The sequence below is a fragment of the Streptomyces sp. NPDC096048 genome (genome assembly GCF_044763415.1).
Classification (GTDB): Bacteria; Actinomycetota; Actinomycetes; order Streptomycetales; family Streptomycetaceae; genus Streptomyces.
Map to the genome: position 1 here is coordinate 624,798 of NZ_JBIWGG010000001.1, position 20,373 is coordinate 645,170.

Annotated in this window: 14 protein-coding genes; 8 read left to right on the forward strand and 6 right to left on the reverse strand. The window is 67.4% G+C overall.

Annotation, left to right across the window (positions count from 1 at the left end; all coding sequences use genetic code 11):
• Positions 1-19: 19 nt before the first annotated feature.
• The gene (locus tag ACIQ6R_RS03040; protein ID WP_404169860.1) at positions 20-310 is read right to left on the reverse strand and encodes a hypothetical protein; all 291 of its coding nucleotides are present in this window, start codon (positions 308-310) and stop codon (positions 20-22) included.
• Positions 311-698: 388 nt separating this feature from the next.
• Here ACIQ6R_RS03040 and ACIQ6R_RS03045 point away from each other — a divergent pair, with 388 nt between their 5' ends.
• The 7 genes from ACIQ6R_RS03045 to ACIQ6R_RS03075 all read left to right on the forward strand — a co-directional run bounded on the left by ACIQ6R_RS03045 (position 699) and on the right by ACIQ6R_RS03075 (position 11,944).
• A complete protein-coding gene (locus ACIQ6R_RS03045; protein WP_404218342.1) occupies positions 699-2,939 on the forward strand; it encodes an ABC transporter substrate-binding protein in 2,241 nt (746 codons plus the stop codon).
• A gap of 167 nt (positions 2,940-3,106) precedes the next feature.
• Complete coding sequence (gene typA, locus ACIQ6R_RS03050; RefSeq protein WP_404169865.1) at positions 3,107-5,014, forward strand: translational GTPase TypA; 1,908 nt, start codon at positions 3,107-3,109, stop codon at positions 5,012-5,014.
• Positions 5,015-5,715: 701 nt separating this feature from the next.
• Positions 5,716-6,750: an ABC transporter permease gene (locus ACIQ6R_RS03055; protein ID WP_404169868.1), complete on the forward strand. Its 1,035-nt coding sequence runs from the start codon at positions 5,716-5,718 to the stop codon at positions 6,748-6,750.
• 101 nt (positions 6,751-6,851) lie between these two features.
• On the forward strand, positions 6,852-8,663 hold the full coding sequence (locus tag ACIQ6R_RS03060) for an ABC transporter substrate-binding protein (protein ID WP_404218344.1): 1,812 nt from the start codon (positions 6,852-6,854) through the stop codon (positions 8,661-8,663).
• Positions 8,664-8,766: 103 nt separating this feature from the next.
• Positions 8,767-9,744: an ABC transporter permease gene (locus ACIQ6R_RS03065; RefSeq protein WP_404169874.1), complete on the forward strand. Its 978-nt coding sequence runs from the start codon at positions 8,767-8,769 to the stop codon at positions 9,742-9,744.
• Positions 9,745-9,754: 10 nt separating this feature from the next.
• Positions 9,755-10,816, forward strand: a complete 1,062-nt coding sequence (locus ACIQ6R_RS03070; RefSeq protein WP_404169877.1) for an ABC transporter ATP-binding protein — start codon at positions 9,755-9,757, stop codon at positions 10,814-10,816.
• A gap of 12 nt (positions 10,817-10,828) precedes the next feature.
• Complete coding sequence (locus ACIQ6R_RS03075) at positions 10,829-11,944, forward strand: ABC transporter ATP-binding protein (protein ID WP_404218346.1); 1,116 nt, start codon at positions 10,829-10,831, stop codon at positions 11,942-11,944.
• Positions 11,945-12,087: 143 nt separating this feature from the next.
• Here the strand turns inward: ACIQ6R_RS03075 and ACIQ6R_RS03080 are convergent, their stop codons facing one another.
• The 5 genes from ACIQ6R_RS03080 to ACIQ6R_RS03100 form a co-directional block, all read right to left on the reverse strand.
• Entirely contained in the window at positions 12,088-13,128 is a 1,041-nt protein-coding gene (locus ACIQ6R_RS03080; protein ID WP_404218348.1) for an ABC transporter ATP-binding protein, read from the reverse strand.
• Between the two features lie 26 nt (positions 13,129-13,154).
• Positions 13,155-14,192 (reverse strand): ABC transporter ATP-binding protein, encoded by a 1,038-nt coding sequence (locus ACIQ6R_RS03085; RefSeq protein WP_404169885.1) that lies wholly within the window; start codon positions 14,190-14,192, stop codon positions 13,155-13,157.
• A 72-nt stretch (positions 14,193-14,264) separates the two neighbouring features.
• Complete coding sequence (locus ACIQ6R_RS03090; protein ID WP_404169888.1) at positions 14,265-15,245, reverse strand: ABC transporter permease; 981 nt, start codon at positions 15,243-15,245, stop codon at positions 14,265-14,267.
• Between the two features lie 105 nt (positions 15,246-15,350).
• Complete coding sequence (locus ACIQ6R_RS03095) at positions 15,351-17,108, reverse strand: ABC transporter substrate-binding protein (protein ID WP_404218350.1); 1,758 nt, start codon at positions 17,106-17,108, stop codon at positions 15,351-15,353.
• 79 nt (positions 17,109-17,187) lie between these two features.
• Entirely contained in the window at positions 17,188-18,177 is a 990-nt protein-coding gene (locus ACIQ6R_RS03100) for an ABC transporter permease (RefSeq protein WP_404218352.1), read from the reverse strand.
• A gap of 561 nt (positions 18,178-18,738) precedes the next feature.
• Between ACIQ6R_RS03100 and ACIQ6R_RS03105 the strand changes: the two genes are divergently transcribed.
• Positions 18,739-20,364, forward strand: a complete 1,626-nt coding sequence (locus tag ACIQ6R_RS03105) for an ABC transporter substrate-binding protein (protein ID WP_404218354.1) — start codon at positions 18,739-18,741, stop codon at positions 20,362-20,364.
• The last annotated feature ends 9 nt before the right edge of the window (positions 20,365-20,373 follow it).

The following is a 20,373-nucleotide window of genomic DNA, read 5'->3' on the forward strand; positions in this document are numbered from 1 at the left end:
CCGGTCGGTCGGGTCGGGTTCAGGGAGCGCGGCGGTCGCGGGCGCCGAGGCCCTCGTCGTCCGAGTCCGTCCACAGGGAGCCGTCGTACGGCGTGTCGGGGATCGGGACGAGGTCCGGCCGCTTGGGCGCGTCCGGTGCGGCTGTCAGCGCCCGCAGCAGCGCGACGCTCTCGCGCAGATGGTCGGCGTCGGTGCGGACGCGGCGTATCTCGAGGCCGCCGCCGCCCAGCCGCTGTTCCAGCCGGGCCACCGACCGGGACAGGTCGTCGAGACTGCGTTGGATCGATGACAGATCGTCGTGCACGGACATGACGTGACCTCACTTCCGTAGGACACGGCAGGGGGCCGGCCCTGGGTGGCGACGTTCATGCGCCTGAGAGTGTCGCGCGTCACACCAGCCGCTGGGAAGGGACGTGCAGTGATTGGCCGGGGCGTGTCGGTGCATCAGGGGTGGCGTTGCGCCGCACGGGTGACGTTACGCACCGTCGTCGTCGTGTCTCCCAGCGTCGCCGAACCGTTTCCTCTTCAGTGGCGGCATCCCGCCCGGGATACAAATGATCAACTCCAATACCGCCTATAACGCATAACGCATAACGCATAACGCATAACGCCTATCGCCTGACGCATGCAGCACCGCGTTCCACGCATATGCCGCCACAAGCGATCACCAGGCCCGCGGCCCTCCGGAGGTAGCAGAGATGTCCCACGTCGGCGTCGGACCGCGCGCGGTGACGCGCTCGGTCGCCTTCCTCACCGCGGGCGTGCTCGCGGTCCCCGCGCTGGCCGGCTGCAGCTCCGAGGACCCGTCGGGCAAGCCCCTCGCCGAGCAGGACATCTCCGCGGCGAGCCGCGCCCGGATCTCCGACGGCGGCACCCTGCGCTGGGCCGTGGACTCCGTACCGGACACGCTGAACACCTTCCAGTCGGACGCCGACGCCACCTCGACCCGCGTCGCGCAGGCCGTGCTGCCGTCGATGTACCGGATGGACGAGACCGGCCGCCCGGTGCGCGATCCCGACTACCTGGAGTCGGCCGAGGTCGTCGAGACCGAGCCCAAGCAGGTCGTCGTCTACAAGCTCAACCAGCAGGCCGTGTGGAGCGACGGCCGGGAGGTCGGCGCCGCCGACTTCGCCGCCCAGTGGCGCGCCCTGTCCGGCAAGGACAGCGCCTACTGGACCGCCCGCAACGCCGGCTACGACCGCATCGAGAAGATCGAGCGCGGCGCCGGCGACCTGGAGGTCAAGGTCACCTTCAGCCGGCCCTACGCCGACTGGAAGTCGCTGTTCACGCCCCTGTACCCGAAGGACGTCATGGGCACCCCGGACGCCTTCAACGACGGCGCGCGGCGCAAGCTCAAGGTCACCGCCGGCCCCTTCGCCGTCAAGGAGGTCGACACCAAGGACGACGAGGTCGTCCTCACCGGCAATCCGCGCTGGTGGGGGGAGCCGGCCAAGCTGGACCGGATCGTGCTGCGCGCCGTACCGCGCGCCGAGCGGGTCTCCGAGCTGGTCGCGGGCAAGCTCGACCTGGCCGAGATCGCCCCGGACACCGCCGACCAGGTCGGTCTGGCCGCCGCCCCCCGGGACGCCGCCGGCGGCACCCCGCTCATGGGCCCGGACGGCACCCCGGCCGCGGGTTCGGGCGGCTCACCGCTGCCCGGTCCGCAGGGCAGGGCCGCCGCGAAGGCACTGCACTCCTGGGCGGTCGCCAACGGCTCCGACGAGGAGGCCGCCGAGGAGGAGATCCTGGCCCGTGAGGAGCGGCGCGAGGCCCGGGAGAAGCTGGAACGCCGGCGGAAGGCCCTGAGCGGCTTCGAGGTCCGCAAGTCCCTGGAGCCCGCCTACACCCAGCTCGCCCTGAACGGCGCCGACGGCCCCCTCGCCGACGAACGCGTCCGGCGGGCCGTGGCCCGCGCCCTGGACCGCGGGAAGCTGGCCAAGGCGGTGCTGGGTCCGCTGGGCCTGCCCGCCGAGCCCGTGGGCAGCCACCTCGCGCTGTCCGGCCAGGCCGCCTACGCCGACGGCAGTGGCGCCCTGGGCGACCAGAACGCCAAGGAGGCCCGGGCCCTGCTCGCGGACGCCGGGTGGGTGCCCGGCGGGCCCGTGAAGGAGCCCGAGGACGGCGAGAAGGCGGCCGGCGCCAAGGGCGAGAAGGACAAGGACGGCGAGGACGAGAAGAAGTCCGAGGGCGGCGACGACGGGACGTACATCGTCGGCGAGGACGGCAAGAACACGGACGACAAGGAGAAGGGGGAGCAGGCGGAGAAGGGGGAGGACAGCAGCGGCAAGAACACCGCGCAGGGCGGCGCCCCCGGCGCCTACGCCCCCAAGGGCACCGCCGCCCCGGCCGGCTCGGCGACGGCCCCGCTCGCCAAGGACGGCAAGGCGCTCACCCTGCGCTTCGTCCTCCCCTCCGGCCCGGGCTCCGAGGCCCTGCGCACCGTCGCCGACCGCGTCTCGGACATGCTGGAGAAGATCGGCATCGGCACCGACATCACCAAGGTCCCGGACGACAGCTACTTCAAGGACCACGTCGCCTCCGGCGAGTTCGACCTGGCGCTCTACTCCTGGCCCGCCTCCGCCTTCCCCGCCACCGACGCCCGCCCGATCTACGCCAAGCCCGTCCCGGCCGCCGACGGCTCCCTGAACGTCGCGCAGAACTACACCCGGGTCGGCACCGACCAGGTCGACCAGCTCTTCGACCAGGCCATGGCGACGCTGGACCAGAAGGAGGCCCGGGACCTGCTCCGCAAGGCCGACTCGCGGATCTGGGCGGCGGCCGGCTCCATCCCCCTCTACCAGCGCCCCCAGCTCGTGGCGGCCCGCAAGAACCTCGCCAACGCGGGCGCCTTCGGCTTCGAGACCCCGGTCTACGAGGACATGGGCTTCCTCAAGAAGGGCGCCCACGGCTCGCGGCCGTCGGCCACTCCCACGTCCTGACCGGGCGCCCCGGGGGACTGGGGCTTCCCGGTGAGCAGCACCCGGGAAGCCCCAGTCCCCGGGGCCCCGTACCATTGGGTGAGGCCGTGGCATGTATCGCCCGGCAGGCCCGCGTGACACGGACGTACGCGAGGGCCGTCCTCACACCCTCCGGGAGTACGCCTCATATGGCCACGCGCCACGACATCCGCAACGTCGCCATCGTCGCCCACGTCGACCACGGCAAGACCACCATCGTCGACGGCATGCTGAAGCAGGCCGGCGCCTTCGCCGCGCACCAGCTCGAAGGCGTCGACGACCGCATGATGGACTCGAACGACCTGGAGCGTGAGAAGGGCATCACGATCCTCGCCAAGAACACGGCGGTGAAGTACCACCCGAAGGATGGCGGCGACGTCATCACCATCAACATCATCGACACCCCCGGCCACGCCGACTTCGGCGGCGAGGTCGAGCGCGGTCTGTCGATGGTGGACGGCGTCGTCCTGCTCGTGGACGCCTCCGAGGGCCCGCTCCCGCAGACCCGCTTCGTGCTGCGCAAGGCGCTCAGCCAGCGGCTGCCGATCATCCTCTGCATCAACAAGACGGACCGCCCGGACGCCCGGATCGACGAGGTCGTCAACGAGACGTACGACCTCTTCCTCGACCTGGACGCCGACGAGGAGCAGATCGAGTTCCCGATCGTCTACGCGTGCGGCCGGGACGGCGTCGCCTCCCTCACCAAGCCCGAGGACGGCACGGTCCCGACCGACTCCACCAGCCTGGAGCCGTTCTTCTCGACGATCCTGGACCACATCCCGGCCCCGACCTACGACGAGGCCGCCCCGCTCCAGGCGCACGTGACCAACCTGGACGCGGACAACTTCCTCGGCCGTATCGCCCTGCTGCGCGTCCACCAGGGCGAGCTGAAGAAGGGCCAGACGGTCGCCTGGATGAAGCGCGACGGATCCGTGCAGAACGTGCGGATCTCCGAGCTGATGATGACCGAGGCGCTCACCCGCAAGCCGGCCGAGAAGGCCGCCCCCGGTGACATCTGCGCCGTCGCCGGTATCCCGGACATCATGATCGGCGAGACCCTGGCCGACCAGGAGAACCCGGTTCCGCTGCCGCTGATCACGGTGGACGAGCCCGCGATCTCCATGACCATCGGCACCAACACCTCGCCGCTGGTCGGCCGCGGCGCCACCGGCAAGGGCGCGGACAACAAGGCGGCCGTCAAGGACCGCAAGGTCACCGCCCGCCAGGTCAAGGACCGACTGGACCGCGAGCTGATCGGCAACGTCTCGCTCCGCGTCCTGGACACCGAGCGTCCGGACGCCTGGGAGGTGCAGGGCCGCGGTGAGCTGGCGCTGGCCATCCTGGTCGAGCAGATGCGCCGTGAGGGCTTCGAGCTGACCATCGGCAAGCCGCAGGTCGTCACCAAGGACGTCGAGGGCAAGACGTACGAGCCCGTCGAGCGCATGACGATCGACGTGCCCGAGGAGCACATGGGTGCGGTCACGCAGCTCATGGGCGTGCGCAAGGGCCGGATGGACAACATGTCCAACCACGGCTCCGGCTGGGTCCGCATGGAGTTCGTGGTTCCCTCCCGCGGTCTGATCGGCTTCCGCACGGAGTTCCTGACCCAGACCCGCGGCACCGGCATCGCGCACTCCATCCACGAGGGACACGAGCCCTGGTTCGGCACCCTCACGACCCGTAACAACGGCTCGCTGGTCGCCGACCGCTCCGGTGCCGTCACCGCGTTCGCGATGACGAACCTCCAGGAGCGCGGCGTGCTCTTCACGGAGCCCGGCACCGAGGTGTACGAGGGCATGATCGTCGGCGAGAACTCCCGCGCCGACGACATGGACGTGAACATCACCAAGGAGAAGAAGCTCACCAACATGCGGTCGTCCTCGGCCGACTCGTTCGAGGCGATCGTCCCGCCGCGCAAGCTCTCGCTGGAGCAGTCGCTGGAGTTCTGCCGCGACGACGAGTGCGTCGAGGTGACCCCGGAGGCCGTTCGCATCCGCAAGGTGAACCTGGACGCCCGCGAGCGCGCCCGCGCCGCGAGCCGCGCCAAGCACAACTGATCCACCCGCCGGCGCCGGCGCACAGCCGGCACCCAGCGGAGCCCGGGTGCCCCCATCATGGGGGCACCCGGGCTTTTTTCAACCGGTTTTCCGTGGCGCCGGCCCCCTCCCGGGACCCTTCCGGGGGCTCCCGGTGTCCGAAACACGGAGATCGACGACCGATAGCCATGTAACACGTCCGTTTCGCGGCCTTCTCGTCCCGAACAGTTTGTCCAGATTTTGGAAGATCTCCCTGTCAGCTGTGACTGAATTGAGATTTAAAGACGGTGGTCGGTCCTTCTGGTCATGGCAGATAGTTAGCCGCGTAGCGCTCGGGTCAATGGGTCACACGCTGTGGGGACAGCGTCGACTCACGAGCACCAGGGGGTGTCTGGTCTTCCGTCAGGGGTGTCGGAAGGCAGATATGAGCCCCCTCCTGTCGGTGAACACGTGGAGTCATGAGGAGGAGCCCCATGCGCGGTGTCACGAACACCAGGTGGGTCACACGGTCGGTCGCCCCCAACTTCGCCCCGTCGGACGGCGATCGACTCTAGGAAGCGGGTCGGCCGCCGACGTCCGGGCATCCGGCTACGCGCGTCCGGCTGCGGGTTTCCCGCATCCCACGGGACCACTCGACGCTTCTTCATGATCCGTTCCGCGATCGCGCACACCCTGCGCCGGTCGGCGGTTCGGCACACCCACACCTGTGAAATGGGCGAACTGTGACAAGTCCAATCGACATCGAGGGCAGCGGAACGTCGGCCGCCGCCGACGACGCGCCGGATCGCGTCAAGGCCGTGGAGACGAAGAGCCACGAAGGCCGGTCTCCCGGGCAGCTGATGTGGCTGCGCTTCAAGCGTGACCGGACCGGCGTCGTCTCCGCGTGCGTGGTGATCCTCTACTTCCTCGTATCGGCGCTGGCACCGCTCATCGCCAAGCTGTACGGGAAGGATCCGTACACCCTGTACGCCCAGGAGCCGGAGTACCCCTTCCTGCTGGACGACTTCGCCATGCCGACGGGTTCCTTCGGGGGCATGTCCGGTGACTTCTGGTTCGGTGTCGAGCCCAAGCTCGGGCGTGACGTGTTCACCATGCTGCTGTACGGCATGCGAACCTCGCTGTACATGGCCGTGGTCGTCACGCTGCTCTGTGTCCTCACCGGCGTGATCATCGGGATGGTCAGCGGCTTCTTCGGCGGCCGGGTCGACTACTGGCTGGGCCGGATCACCGACTTCTTCCTGGCCTTTCCGCAGCAGCTGTTCTTCATCGCCTTCATGCCCGTCGTGACCGCGATGTTCGTTTCCCCCCAGGACGAGACCCCCACCTATCTGCGGGCCGTGGCCATCACTCTGGTGATGTGGTTCCTCGGCTGGATGGGATTGGCCCGTCTGGTGCGCAGCTCCGTACTGACGCTCCGCGAGCGCGAGTTCGTGGAGGCGGCCAAGGTGTCCGGTGCCTCTCCATGGCGGATCGTGCGCAAGGAGATCCTGCCCAACATCGTCACACCGATCCTGGTGCAGGCCACGTACATCCTTCCGAGCACGATCCTGTCCATCGCCTTCCTCTCGTACATCGGTGTCGGATTCGTCGAACCGACCCCCGACTGGGGCCGCATGTTCGCCATCGGCGCCGACGTGTACGAGCAGGACCCGATGTTCATGTTCTTCCCGGGCGTGGCGCTGGTCGTTTTCGTTCTCTCCTTCAACCTTCTCGGAGACTCCGTCCGGGACGCGTTCGACCCCAAGACCGGACGGTAATCGTCCATTGGTGGGTGGGGGAGCTGCCGCCCCCGTGCCGGGCTTCCGGACCGTCAGGCAGCACTCGTGGACAACTATCGACAGGCAGGTGGATCGGCATCATGAAGCCCATCAAGAACCGCACCACGCGTACCACTCGCGCCATAGCCGTGGCCATCGTGGCCGGCGCGCTGGTGCTGACCGGCTGCTCCGGCGACAGCGACGGCGGCAGCAAGGGCAAGAGCGACGCCAAGGGCCAGAAGGACGCCGCCAAGCAGCAGGACCCGGTCGCCTACGGTGACGTCGCGGCGTCCAACGGCCCGGCCGAAGAGGTCCCCGGCGCCAAGCCCGGCGGCTTCATCAACGTCTACATGCAGTCGGACCTGACCCACATGGACCCGGGCCAGATCTACGTCAGTGACGCCGGTCAGTTCGCCAACCTGGTGCACCGCGGTCTGACGAACTTCCAGGAGGACGAGGAGGGCAACCTCACCGTCGTCGGTGACATCGCCACCGACTCGGGCCAGTCCTCGGACGGCGGCAAGACCTGGACGTTCAAGCTCAAGGACGGCATCAAGGACGACCAGGGCAACCCCATCACCTCGAAGGACGTCCGCCACACCATCGAGCGCCTGTACTCGAAGGTGATCTTCGACGGTCCGACCTTCGTCCAGTCCTGGCTCTCCGGCAACGACTACCGCAAGGCACTGCCGGACGGGCCGTACAAGGGCAAGCACCTGCCGGACTCGGTGCTGGAGACACCGGACGACAAGACGGTCGTCTTCCACTTCTCCCAGCCGCGCCAGGACCTTCCGCAGGCCCTCGCCATGGCCGGGTACGCCATCGTGCCCGAGAAGCGGGACACGAAGGAGAAGTACGACGACGCCCCGGCGGCCCTCGGCCCCTACAAGATCGCCGAGTACAAGCCCGGCAAGTCGATGAAGCTGGTCAAGAACGACCAGTGGGACCCGAAGACGGACTCGGTGCGCCACCAGTACGTCGACGGTTACAACTTCACCAGCACCATCGACCAGGCGAGCCAGACCAAGCGCCTGATGGCCGACCAGGGCGAGGCCAAGAACGCGATCCAGTTCACGGACTCGGTCGACCCGGCCCAGATGTCGGCCGTCATCGGCGACGCCTCGGCGAAGAAGCGGACCATCCAGGGCTACCAGCCCTACGTCTGGCAGCTGACCTTCAACCTCGACCGCATGAAGGACAAGAAGATCCGGGACGCGATCACCTACGCGATCCCGAACCAGTCCATGGTCCAGGCGGACGGCGGCCGCTACGGCGGTGAGGTGGCCGGCGGTCTGCTCGCCCCGACCCTGCCGAACTTCGACCCGAAGTACGACCCGTTCGGCAAGCTCAAGAAGCCGAACGGCGACCCGGAGATGGCCAAGAAGCTGCTGAAGGAGGCGGGAGTCGCGGAGGGCACGAAGCTCACCTACGCCTACTCCAACACCCCGCGCGGCCAGGCCCAGATGCTCATCATCAAGGACGCGCTCAACAAGATCGGCTTCGACGTCCAGGCCAAGGAGATCGACCGGGCCAGCTTCTACGAGCAGGTCGGCAAGCTGAAGAACCCGTACGACCTCTACATGACCGGCTGGGGCCAGGACTGGCCGTCCGCGTCCACGGTCATCACGCCGGTCTACGACGGTGAACTCGTCGCCGACGGCGGGTCCAACTACTCGCACATCGACGACCCGCAGGTCAACGAGATGATCAAGAAGGCCCTGACGCAGGAGCCGGAGCAGGCCGCCAAGACCTGGGAGCAGGCCCACCACCGCATCGTGGAGGAGATCAACCCGGCCGCCCCGGTCTACTACTCGAAGCAGATCCAGCTCTACGGATCGAACATCGGTGGCGCCAGGTACAGCAACGAGTCGAGCTACATCGACATCAACGACCTGTTCCTGAAGCAGCCGTAGCCCTCCAGCCCGGCTGACCGCGGGGGTGCGCGCCAGGCGGAGCGCACCCCCGCGGACGGCAATCCCTCCCTGCCGCCGCGTCCGAAGAGAGCATCCACCTGCCATGCTTCAGTTCCTCGTTCGCAGGTTGATCGGCGCCGTCGTGATCATGTTCCTGATCGGCGCGTTCACCTTCTTCCTGTTCTATACGATCCCTCAGGACTTCGCCGAGCTGTCCTGCGGCAAGAACTGCTCACCCGAGAACATCGCGGTGATCCGCGAGAACCTCGGTCTCGACAAGCCCATCACCGCCCAGTTCTGGGAGTTCATGACAGGCATCGTCGCCGGGCGGGACTTCGCCCAGGGACACTGCTCCGCGCCGTGTCTGGGCATGTCGTTCGACACCGGTGAGTTCGTCTGGGACTCGATCATGGACCGGTTCCCGCTGACGCTCTCGCTGACGGTGGGCGGTCTGGTCATCTTCCTGATCCTGGGCCTCGGCTCGGGCCTGCTCGCCGCCTGGAAGCGCGGCACGGCCGCCGACAAGCTCGTCAGCGGTGCCTCGATCGTCCTCAGCTCGTTCCAGATCTACTTCCTCGGCCCGATCGTGCTCGGCATTCTCGTCTACCAGTCCGGGATCATGGAGAACCCGAGCTACAAGCCGTTCACCGAGAACCCGGTCACGTGGGCCATCGGTCTGCTCATCCCCTGGATGGTGATGGCCACCATCTTCACCGCCCAGTACACCCGTATGTCCCGCTCGACCATGATCGAGCAGCTCCAGGAGGAGCACGTCCGCACCGCACGGGCCAAGGGCATGAAACAGCGGTACGTCTTCTTCCGCTACGCCTGGCGTGGTTCGCTCATCCCGATCGTCACCATCCTCGGCATGGACCTCAGCGCGTTGCTGTCCGGCGCGGTGGTCACGGAGTTCACGTTCGACCTGGCCGGCATCGGTCGCCTCGCGGTCGACTCGTCGCTGACCAAGGACCTGCCGGTGACGATGGGCGTCATGCTGTTCGGAGCCTTCTTCATCCTGCTCCTGAACATCCTCGTGGACCTCGCCTACGCCTACATCGATCCGCGCGTGCGGCTCAGCTAGGAGAAACACCGTGAGCACTCTGACCAAGACCGAAGGCGAGACGGCCCCGACCGGGCCGGAGTCCTTCCTCTCGGTAAGCGACCTCCGGGTGCGGTTCTCCACCGAGGACGGCATCGTCAAGGCGGTCGACGGCCTGTCCTTCGACGTCGCGCGCGGCCGGACTCTCGGCATCGTGGGAGAGTCGGGTTCCGGCAAGTCCGTCACCAACCTCACCGTCCTCGGCCTGCACAACCCCAAGAACACCACCGTGGAGGGCGAGATCGTCCTCGACGGGAAGGAACTCGTCACCGCGACCGAGAAGGAGATGGAGAAGCTCCGCGGCAACAAGGTCGCCATGATCTTCCAGGACCCGCTGACCGCGCTCTCGCCGTACTACACGGTGGGTCGGCAGATCGCCGAGCCCTTCATGAAACACACCGGCGCGTCCAAGAAGGAGGCGCGGGCGCGGGCGATCGAGATGCTGACCAAGGTCGGCATCCCGCAGCCCAAGTCCAGGGTGGACGACTACCCCCACCAGTTCTCCGGCGGCATGCGCCAGCGCGCGATGATCGCCATGGCGCTGGTCTGCGACCCCGACCTGCTGATCGCCGACGAGCCGACCACCGCCCTGGACGTGACCGTCCAGGCCCAGATCCTCGATCTGCTCAAGGACCTCCAGCAGGAGTTCGGATCGGCCATCGTCTTCATCACCCACGACCTCGGAGTCATCTCCGAGATGGCTGACGACCTGCTGGTGATGTACGCGGGCCGGGCGGTGGAGCGCGGCAGCACCGCCGAGGTGCTGCGCAGGCCACGGCACCCGTACACGTGGGGGCTGCTCAGCTCGATGCCGCGGCTCGGCGGCAGCATCGACCAGGCGCTGACCCCGATCCCCGGCTCACCGCCCAGCCTGCTGAACCCGCCGTCCGGATGCCCCTTCCACCCGCGGTGCGCGTTCAAGGGCGAGGTGCCGGGCGACCGGTGCGGCACCGAGCGTCCGCCGCTCGGCGAGGGACGGGCCGACGCCTGCCACCTGACGGCGGAGCAGAAGCAGACCTTCTTCATCGACAAGATCCAGCCCCGGCTGCGCTAGGGAGACCGAGACATGAGCGACAAACTCACCCTTCCCGCACAGCAGGGCTCCTCCACGGCGTCGGCCGAGACGCTGCTGAAGGTCGAGGGGCTGACCAAACACTTCCCGATCTACGGCGGGTTCCCGATCAAACGAAAGGTCGGCGCCGTCCAGGCCGTGGACGACGTCGATCTGACCGTCGGTGCCGGTGAGAGCGTCGGCCTGGTCGGCGAGTCCGGGTGCGGCAAGTCCACCACGGGCCGGCTCATCACCCGGCTCCTGGAACCGACGGCCGGGAAGATCGAGTACGCGGGTCAGGACATCAGCCACGCCTCGCGGAGGCAACTGGCGTCCGTCCGCTCCGAGATCCAGATGATCTTCCAGGACCCGTACTCCTCGTTGAACCCCCGGCAGACCGTCGGCACGATCATCAAGTCGCCGATGGAGGTCAACGGAATCAACCCGGCGGGCGGGCGGGACAAGAAGGTCCGCGAGCTGCTCGAACTCGTGGGCCTCAACCCGGAGCACTTCAACCGCTTCCCGCACGAGTTCTCCGGCGGCCAGCGTCAGCGCATCGGCGTGGCCCGCGCCCTCGCGCTCAACCCGAAGCTCATCGTCGCGGACGAGCCGGTCTCCGCGCTGGACGTGTCGATCCAGGCGCAGGTCGTGAACCTGCTCCAGAAGGTGCAGCAGGAACTGGGCATCGCCTTCCTGTTCATCGCGCACGACCTGGCCGTGGTCCGGCACTTCTCGAAGCGTGTCGCGGTCATGTACCTCGGCAAGGTGGTCGAGGTCGGCGACCGGGACTCCATCTACAGCAGGCCGCGGCACCCCTACACCCATGCCCTGCTGTCGGCGGTGCCCGAGGTGGCGATGGTCGACGAGCCCGAGGGCCGTGAGCGCATCCGCCTGGCCGGCGACGTGCCCTCGCCGATCATGCCACCGTCCGGCTGCCGCTTCCGCAGCCGGTGCTGGAAGGCGCAGGACAAGTGCGCGAGCGAGGTGCCTCCACTGGTCCGCGTCGACGGCAACCGCGACGGTCACCTGACCGCCTGCCACTTCCCGGAGGAGCCGACGATCGCGGCCCGCGGGGAGGCCATCGTCCTCGACCCGGCGCTGGCCGCGCTGGAGCAGACGGACAAGGACTGACCCGGCCCCGCCGCGAACAGACCGAGGGCCCGCGCCTGGGGAGGCGCGGGCCCTCGGTTTCCCTGGAGCGGACGTTCCGGGCTCGGGTCAATGGGCCGTAGAAGGTCCGTTCCGCAGGCGGTGCCGACAGAAAAGGGGTGTTGTCAGGCAGCCGCCTGAGGGCTTTTGGTGAGACGGGGCGAGGCTACGTCATCCGTCTCGGGGTAGTGGCACGCGGTCAGGTGTCCGGCCTTGTTGCCCTCCACCTGCACCAGCGGCGGCGCCTCGGACGCGCACTTGTCCGTCGCCTTCCAGCACCGGGTGCGGAAGCGGCAGCCCGAGGGCGGGTTGATCGGCGAGGGCACGTCGCCGACGAGCCGGATGCGCTCGCGGGGCGTGTCCTCCACCGTCGCCTCGGGCACGGCGGACAGCAGGGCGCGCGTGTAGGGGTGACGCGGGTTGTTGTACAGATCGTCGCGGTCGGCGATCTCCATGATCTTACCGAGGTACATGACCGCCACGCGCTGCGAGAAGTGCCGAACGACGGCCAGGTCGTGCGCGATGAAGACGAACGCGATGCCCAGTTCCCTCTGCACCTTCTGGAGCAGGTTCACCACCTGGGCCTGGATGGACACGTCGAGCGCGGAGACCGGCTCGTCGGCCACGATCAGCTTGGGCTCCAGGGCCAGGGCGCGGGCCACCCCGATGCGCTGGCGCTGACCGCCGGAGAACTCGTGCGGGAAGCGGTTGAAGTGCTCGGGGTTGAGACCCACGATCTCCAGCAGCTCGCGCACCCGGTTCTCCCGGCCGCCCGGCGGGTTGATGCCGTTGATCTCCATCGGACCGGCGATGATCTTGCCGACCGTCTGGCGGGGGTTGAGGGAAGCGTACGGGTCCTGGAAGATCATCTGGATCTCGGACCGGATCGGCGCGAGACCCCTGCGACTGGCGTGGGTGATGTCCTGGCCCCGGTAGACGACCTTGCCGGCCGTGGGCTCCAGCAGCCGGGTGATCAGCCGGCCGGTCGTCGACTTGCCGCAGCCCGACTCACCGACCAGGCCCAGGCTCTCGCCCTCGCGCACCTGGAAGTCCAGGCCGTCCACCGCCCGCACGGCCCCGACCGTACGCGAGATCGGGAAGCCGCCCTTGATCGGGAAGTGCTTGGTCAGGCCGCTGACGTCCAGGAGCGTTTCCGCGTTGCTCATGATGGTGAAGTCCCGTCTCTTTTACGTCAGTTGTGCCGGGAACCGGCGAAGTCGGCGAACAGCTCCGGGCGCTGCCCCGAGGGCAGGTGGCAGGCGGAGCCCCGGCCCTTGACCACCTCGAGCACGGGCTGCTCCGAGGAACACAGCCCACCCTCGACCTTCTCGACGAAGGCGCACCGCGGGTGGAACCGGCAGCCGGTGGGCGGGTTGAGCAGCGAGGGCGGCGAGCCCGGGATCGGCTCCAGCGGCACGTCGACCGGTCCGTCCAGGCTGGGCATGGAGCTCATCAGGCCCAGCGTGTACGGGTGCTGCGGGTCGCGCAGCACCTCCTCCTTGGTACCGCGCTCCACGCACCGGCCGCCGTACATCACCAGCACGTCGTCCGCGATGTCCGCGATGACGCCGAGGTCGTGGGTGATGAAGATGATGGCCGTGCCGAACTCCTGCTGGAGGTCCTTGAGCAGGTCCATGATCTGCGCCTGGACCGTCACGTCGAGGGCCGTGGTCGGCTCGTCCGCGATGAGCAGCTCGGGGTCGCAGACCAGCGCCATGGCGATCATCGCGCGCTGGCGCATACCGCCGGAGAACTGGTGCGGATAGTCGTCCACCCGGATCTCCGGCTGCGGGATGCCCACCCGGCGCAGCATCTCGATCGCCCGGTCCCGGGCCTCCTTCTTGGAAGCGCCGGTGTGCTTGCGGTAGGTCTCGCTGATCTGCTTGCCGATGGTGTGGTACGGCGACAGCGACGCCAGCGCGTCCTGGAAGATCATGGCCATCTTGTTGCCACGCAGCCGCTCCAGCTCCCGCTCGGTGGCGGTGAGCAGGTCCTTGTCGTCGAGGACGATCTCGCCGTCGATCGCGGTGCGGTCCCGGTCGTGCAGGCCCAGGATCGTCAGGTTGGTGACCGACTTGCCCGAGCCCGATTCGCCCACGATGCCGAGCGTCTTGCCCTTGGCGAGGTCGAAGGAGAGCCCGTCGACGGCCTTGACGATGCCGTCCTCGGTGGAGAAGTGGACCTTCAGGTCCCTGACGGAGAGGAAGGGCTGCTGTTCGGTGCTCGTCACGGGGACGCTCCAGGAGGTGATGCGGGGTAGCCGGGCGGGGCGGTGGGAGGGGGCGACTACAGGCGGCGGAGGTCAGGCAAGCCGGATCCGCGGGTCGATGAGGGCGTAGACCGCGTCGACGATGATGTTGAAGATGACGATCGCGCCAGCCGCCAGCACGGTGACGCCGAGGAGCATGGGCAGGTCGCTCTGGTTCACGGACTGGATCGCGAGCCGGCCGATGCCCTGGAGGCTGAAGGTCGTCTCGGTGATGATGGCGCCGCCGATCAGCACACCGAGGTCGATGCCGAAGAGCGTGACGATCGGGCCCATGGCACCGCGCCAGGCGAACCGGAAGAAGACGTTGCGCTTGGACAGTCCCTTGGCCCGTGCCGTGCGCACGTAGTCCTCGCTGAGTTGCTCCACCATCTGGGAGCGCGTCATACGGGTGTAGTTGGCGGTGAAGATGATCGCCAGCACCAGCCATGGCAACAGCAGACCGGACATCCAGGCGCCCGGGTTCTCGGTGAGCGGCGTGTACGACGGCTGGCTGAGGACGCCGAGCTCCGAGACCAGGAAGAACATCGCGATGTAGCCGACGAAGTAGATCTGCAGCGAAGAGCCGAGCAGCGACACGGAGCTGGCGAACTTGTCCAGGAACTTGCCCTGCTTGAGAGCCGCGAGCATGCCCGCGCCGACGCCGACGATCAGGAAGACCACGGCCGCACCGAAGGCGAGCGACAGGGTCAGCGGCAGCCGGTCCATGATCGTGCCGAAGACGGGCTCGCGGTTGGCGAAGGAGTAGCCGAGGCACGGCGCGTCGCAGTAGCCGTATCCGGCGTAGTCCCGTCCGGCGAAGACGCCGACGAGCCAGTGCCAGTACTGCATCAGGATCGACTCGTCGATGCCCAGGTTCTTCCGGATCTGCTCCAGATTCTCCGGCGTGCAGTTCTTGCCGCAGGACATCATGGCGGGGTCACGCGGGATGGCGTAGAAGAGCCAGAAGGTGACGGCACTGATGATCAGCAGGATGACCATCGCACCGGAGACTCGGCGGACTAGGAAGCGGAGCATGGGGCGTGACTTTCCGGACGGGGCGCCGTCGCCGGGGGGTAAGAGGGGGGTGGGCCGCAGAGGGCGGCCATAAGGGTGGTGGCCGCCCCCAGGAATCGTGCGCGCTTACTTCATCGCGTAGAGCTTGCAGAGCGCGATGCAGGTGTTGCCGGCGTCGTACACGACGTTGCCGATCTTGGATCCGTACATCCAGTTGCGGATGGAGTGGTAGTCCGGGACGACCGGCGCCAGCTCCATGATCTGACGGTCGATGGCGCCCCAGGCCTTCTTGGCCTCCTCCGCGTCCACGATCTTGGAGGCCGCGTCGATCGCCTTGTTGACGCCCGTGTCGTTCAGCTGGGCGTAGTTGTTGCGGCCGTCGCCGATGTTCTTGCCGTGCCAGCAGGGGAAGAAGACGGAGTAACCGTTCGGCCAGTCCGGGCTCCAGCCGGCGGCGAACAGGTCGTAGCCGTTCTCGATGTCGCCGATCTGGGTGTAGAAGGTCGACTTGTCGACCTGCTTGTTGACGACCTTGAAGCCGGCCTCTTCCAGGGCGTTCTTGATCGCGACGGCCTGCTTCACCGAGTTGTCCGACTGCTGGTAGGCGATGACCAGCTTCTGGCCGACCTTCCCGGCCTCCTTCAGCAGCGCCTTGGCCTTGGCCGGGTCGCCGCCGGGCTTCTTGGTCGTGCCGTACAGGTCGAACTGCTGGTAACCGGGGGTCACCGGGCTCATGATCGTGGTGGCGATCTCGCTGACGGCGGCGCCACCCTTGATCGTCTGCAGCTGCTGGTGCGGCCAGGCCCAGTTGATGGCCTGGCGGACCTTGAGGTCTGTGATGCGCGTGGTGTTGATCGGCCAGTAGTAGGTGACCGTGTCGACCTGGGTGAGGACGCGCTTCTTCAGCTCGGGCTTGGTGAGCACCTGGGCGATGCGCTCCGCGGCGACCTCGTTGAAGATCGCCATCGCGTGCTTGTCGTTGCCGGAGTCCGCGATGAAGCGGTCGGTGGCGGCCAGCGGCTGGAAGCCGAACTGGAAGTGGAACTTGTCCGGGTACGCGTTGCGGATCGGGTCCGTCTTCGCGTCCCAGTGCTCGTTGCGCACGTAGGTCAGGGACTTGCCGATGCTACGGCTCTCGATCTTGTACGGACCGCAGGAGAACGGGCGCTTGTCGTACTTCTCCTTGGTGTCGTGCTTCTTCGGCACCAGGGAGTAACCGCGCATGGCGACGGTGTAGTTGAAGTCACCGCGCGCCTCGTTGAGACGGAAGGTGATGGTCCGGCCGTCGATCTCGATCGAGTCGAGGTGCTTGTCGTCGTAGGGGCCCTTGTACTTGTCGGCGCCCTCCAGCCACGACTGGACGTAGATCGGACCCTCGGTGATGAAGGAGGCGTAGAGGCGCTCGAAGGTGTGACGGACGTCGTCCATCGTGACCTCGGAGCCGTCCTCCCACTTCAGCCCCTCCTTCAGCGTGAAGGACCAGGTCTTGCCGCCGTCCTTCATCGTGCCGGCGTCCGTGGCGGCGTCGCCGACGAGGGTGGTCGCGCCCTTGTCGTCGATCTTGTAGCCGGTCAGACCGCGCATGATCGGGACGGTGATGGCGCCCTCGGTCGAGACGTAGATCTGACCCGGGTCCATGTGGTCCATGTCGAACTGGTCGAGCGAGTAGACCGTCCCGCCCTTCACCGCGCCCTTGACCTCGGGGGCCGGACCGGTCGAGTCGGCCTTCGTGCCGACCGGGATGTTCACGGTCTCGCTGCCGCTGACCTTGGGGGCGCCGCTCTTGCCGCCCTTGTTGTCGCTGCCGCCGCAGGCGGTCAGGACCGAGGAGGAGGCCGCGACGACACCGGTCGCTATGAGGAAGTTTCTACGGGAGAAAGCCATGGTGAACCTACCAAGGGTGGTCATATGGGGCGGAAGTGGCCGGCCGGACTCCTGTGTACGGACCGGAGGGAGCAACGGGTCAGCGCTTGGACTTCGGGTCGAGCGCGTCGCGCACCGAGTCGCCGAGCAGGTTGAAGGCGAGTACGAAGAGCACCATCGACAGGCCCGGGAAGAGCATGAAGGTGAGGTCCTCGGTGTAGAACTGGGCGCCGCGCTGGATCATGACGCCCCAGTCCGGGGTCGGGTCGATCATGCCGACGCCGAGGAAGGCCAGACCCGCCTCCGCGGTCACGAAGGCCGGGAGCATCAGCGTGGACTGGATGATGATCGGCGTCCACAGGTTGGGCAGCAGCTCCTTGAAGACGATCCGCCCCGGCGACGCTCCCGTGACCTTGGCGGCCTCCACGAACTCCCGCTCGCGCAGGCCGAGCACCTGGCCGCGCAGCAGCCGGGCGAGGGATGCCCAGCCGAAGCCGGCCAGCACGATGATCAGGGAGACGGCCCGGAGCCAGGTCGGGATGTTCTCGTCGGGGGCGACGAAGAGGCCGTAGATGACCGGCATGAAGGCGATGAAGAACAGCGTGGACGGGAACGACAGCAGGATGTCGATGACCCGGCCGACGAAGTAGTCCGTCTTGCCGCCGAGGTAGCCCGCCGTGATGCCGATGACGATACCGAGGAGCGCGGTGAGCAGGGTGGCGGCGACCGCGATGCCCAGCGAGGTCCGGATGCCGTAGAGCAGGAAGGTGAAGACGTCCCGACCGAGCTGCGGCTCGATGCCGAACCAGAACTCCGAGCTCATACCGCCGTTGGGGCCGGCCGGGTACGAGAAGGCGTCGAGCAGTTCGGGGCGCTGGCTGGCGTAGGTGGTGTACGGGTCTTTGCCGTACAGCTTGGCTATGAGCGGCGCGGCGAGCGCGATCACGAAGAAGAAGATCACGATGCACGCGGAAATGACGCCCGCGCGGTCGCGCTTGAAGCGCTTCCAGGCCAGTCGGCCCGGTGAACGGCTCTCGCTGCCCTGAGGGGTGGTGGGCGTGGGCGACTTGACGACGCTCTCGTCGGTCACCTCGAGCGGGGCAGCCGCTGATGGAGTTGGGGGGGTCATGGTGCTCCTGGCCCAAGGGAGGGTCTGATGACTCCGCAGGGCGTCCCCCTACGGGCTACGCCGGACTTTTTCAACGCAATTCGTTCAAGGTCAATAAAATCTCGCTCGGCTTGGCTGCCTCTTTACCTTCTTTGCCTCGCCTTGGGGGAGTCATAGCTACGCGTGTAGCGTGCCGTGATCGATCCGTGCCTTATAACGGGCCAACTGGACTAATCAGGCAAGGCGTTCGTTATGCGGACGCTGACTCGTCGAAATGTGTACACCGAGGGTTCGTAATCCAACGGTTCGGCATCGGATGGTGAAGATCCGTTGCGCCGCTGTTCGAGATCCTCCGCCGCGGGGCGCGGGGGTTCGCCCCGGCATCCCGCCAGGTGCCGTCGGCGGGATGTTGGGTTCCTCCAAAGGGAGGTATCCGTGTGCGATGTGCACCTTTTGCCCTGATGCTGGCCGGTAATGGATCAGCGGACGAGTCAGCGAACGAGTCGAACGAGTCGAACGAGTCAGGGCACGAGGAGGCACTCCATGCGCGGAGCCAGGCACGCCAGATGGGCCGCATGCGCGGCGGCGGTGGCCCTCGCGGCGACCGCCTGCGGAGGCGGGGGCGGCAGCGGCGGGGACACGAGCGCGGTCCTCAGCTCCTCCTGGGGCGACCCGCAGAACCCGCTGGAGCCGGCCAACACCAACGAGGTGCAGGGCGGCAAGGTCCTCGACATGATCTTCCGGGGTCTGAAGAAGTACGATCCCGAGACCGGCGAGGCGCAGAACATGCTCGCCGAGAAGATCGAGACGTCCGACTCGCAGAACTTCACGATCACCGTCAAGGACGGCTGGACCTTCAGCAACGGCGAGAAGGTCACCGCCCAGTCCTTCGTGGACGCCTGGAACTACGGCGCCAGCCTGAAGAACAACCAGCGCAACGCCTACTTCTTCGCGTACATCGACGGGTACGACAAGACCCACCCGGAGAGCGGCGGGCAGAGCGCCGACACGCTCTCCGGGCTGAAGGTGACCGGCCCCCGCACCTTCACCGTCAAGCTGAGCCAGAAGTTCTCTACGTTCCCCGACACCCTCGGCTACCCGGCCTTCGCGCCGCTGCCCCGCGCCTTCTTCGACGACCACGACGCCTGGCTGAAGAAGCCGGTCGGCAACGGCCCGTACATGGTGGACAACTACGCCCGCGGCTCCCGGATGTCCCTGCGGAAGTGGGAGGAGTACCCGGGACCGGACAAGGCGCAGAACGGCGGCGTCGATCTGAAGGTCTACACCGACAACAACACCGCCTACACCGACCTGATGGCCGGCAACCTCGACCTCGTCGACGACGTCCCCGCCGCCCAGCTCAAGAACGTGAAGAACGACCTCGGCGACCGGTACATCAACACCCCGGCCGGCATCATCCAGACCCTCGCCTTCCCGTTCTACGACAACGACTGGAACAAGCCCGGCTCCGAGAAGGTCCGCAAGGGCCTGTCCATGGCGATCGACCGCGAGCAGATCACGGACACGATCTTCCAGCAGACCCGCACCCCGGCCACCGACTGGACCTCACCGGTCCTCGGCGAGGACGGCGGCTACAAGGCCGGTCTGTGCGGCGAGGCCTGCGAGTACAAGCCCGACGAGGCCAAACAGCTGATCAAGGACGGGGGCGGCCTGCCCGGCGGCCAGGTCAGGATCACGTACAACGCCGACACCGGCTCCCACGGGCAGTGGGTCGACGCGGTCTGCAACTCCATCAACAACGCCCTGGACAACGACCGCGCCTGCGCGGGCAACCCGGTCGGCACCTTCGCCGACTTCCGCAACCAGATCACCGACCGGAAGATGAGCGGTCCCTTCCGCGCCGGCTGGCAGATGGACTACCCCCTCATCCAGAACTTCCTCCAGCCGCTCTACTACACCAACGCCTCCTCCAACGACGGCAAGTGGTCCAACGAGAAGTTCGACGACCTCGTCGACCAGGCCAACGCCGAGACGGACACCAACAAGGCGATCGGCCTCTTCCAGCAGGCCGAGGAGGTGCTGAGGGACGAGATGGGGGCCATCCCGCTCTGGTACCAGAACGGCAGCGCGGGCTACTCGGACCGACTCTCGAACGTGAAGCTGAACCCGTTCAGCGTCCCGGTCTACAACGAGATCAAGGTCGGCTGAGGAGGCGCC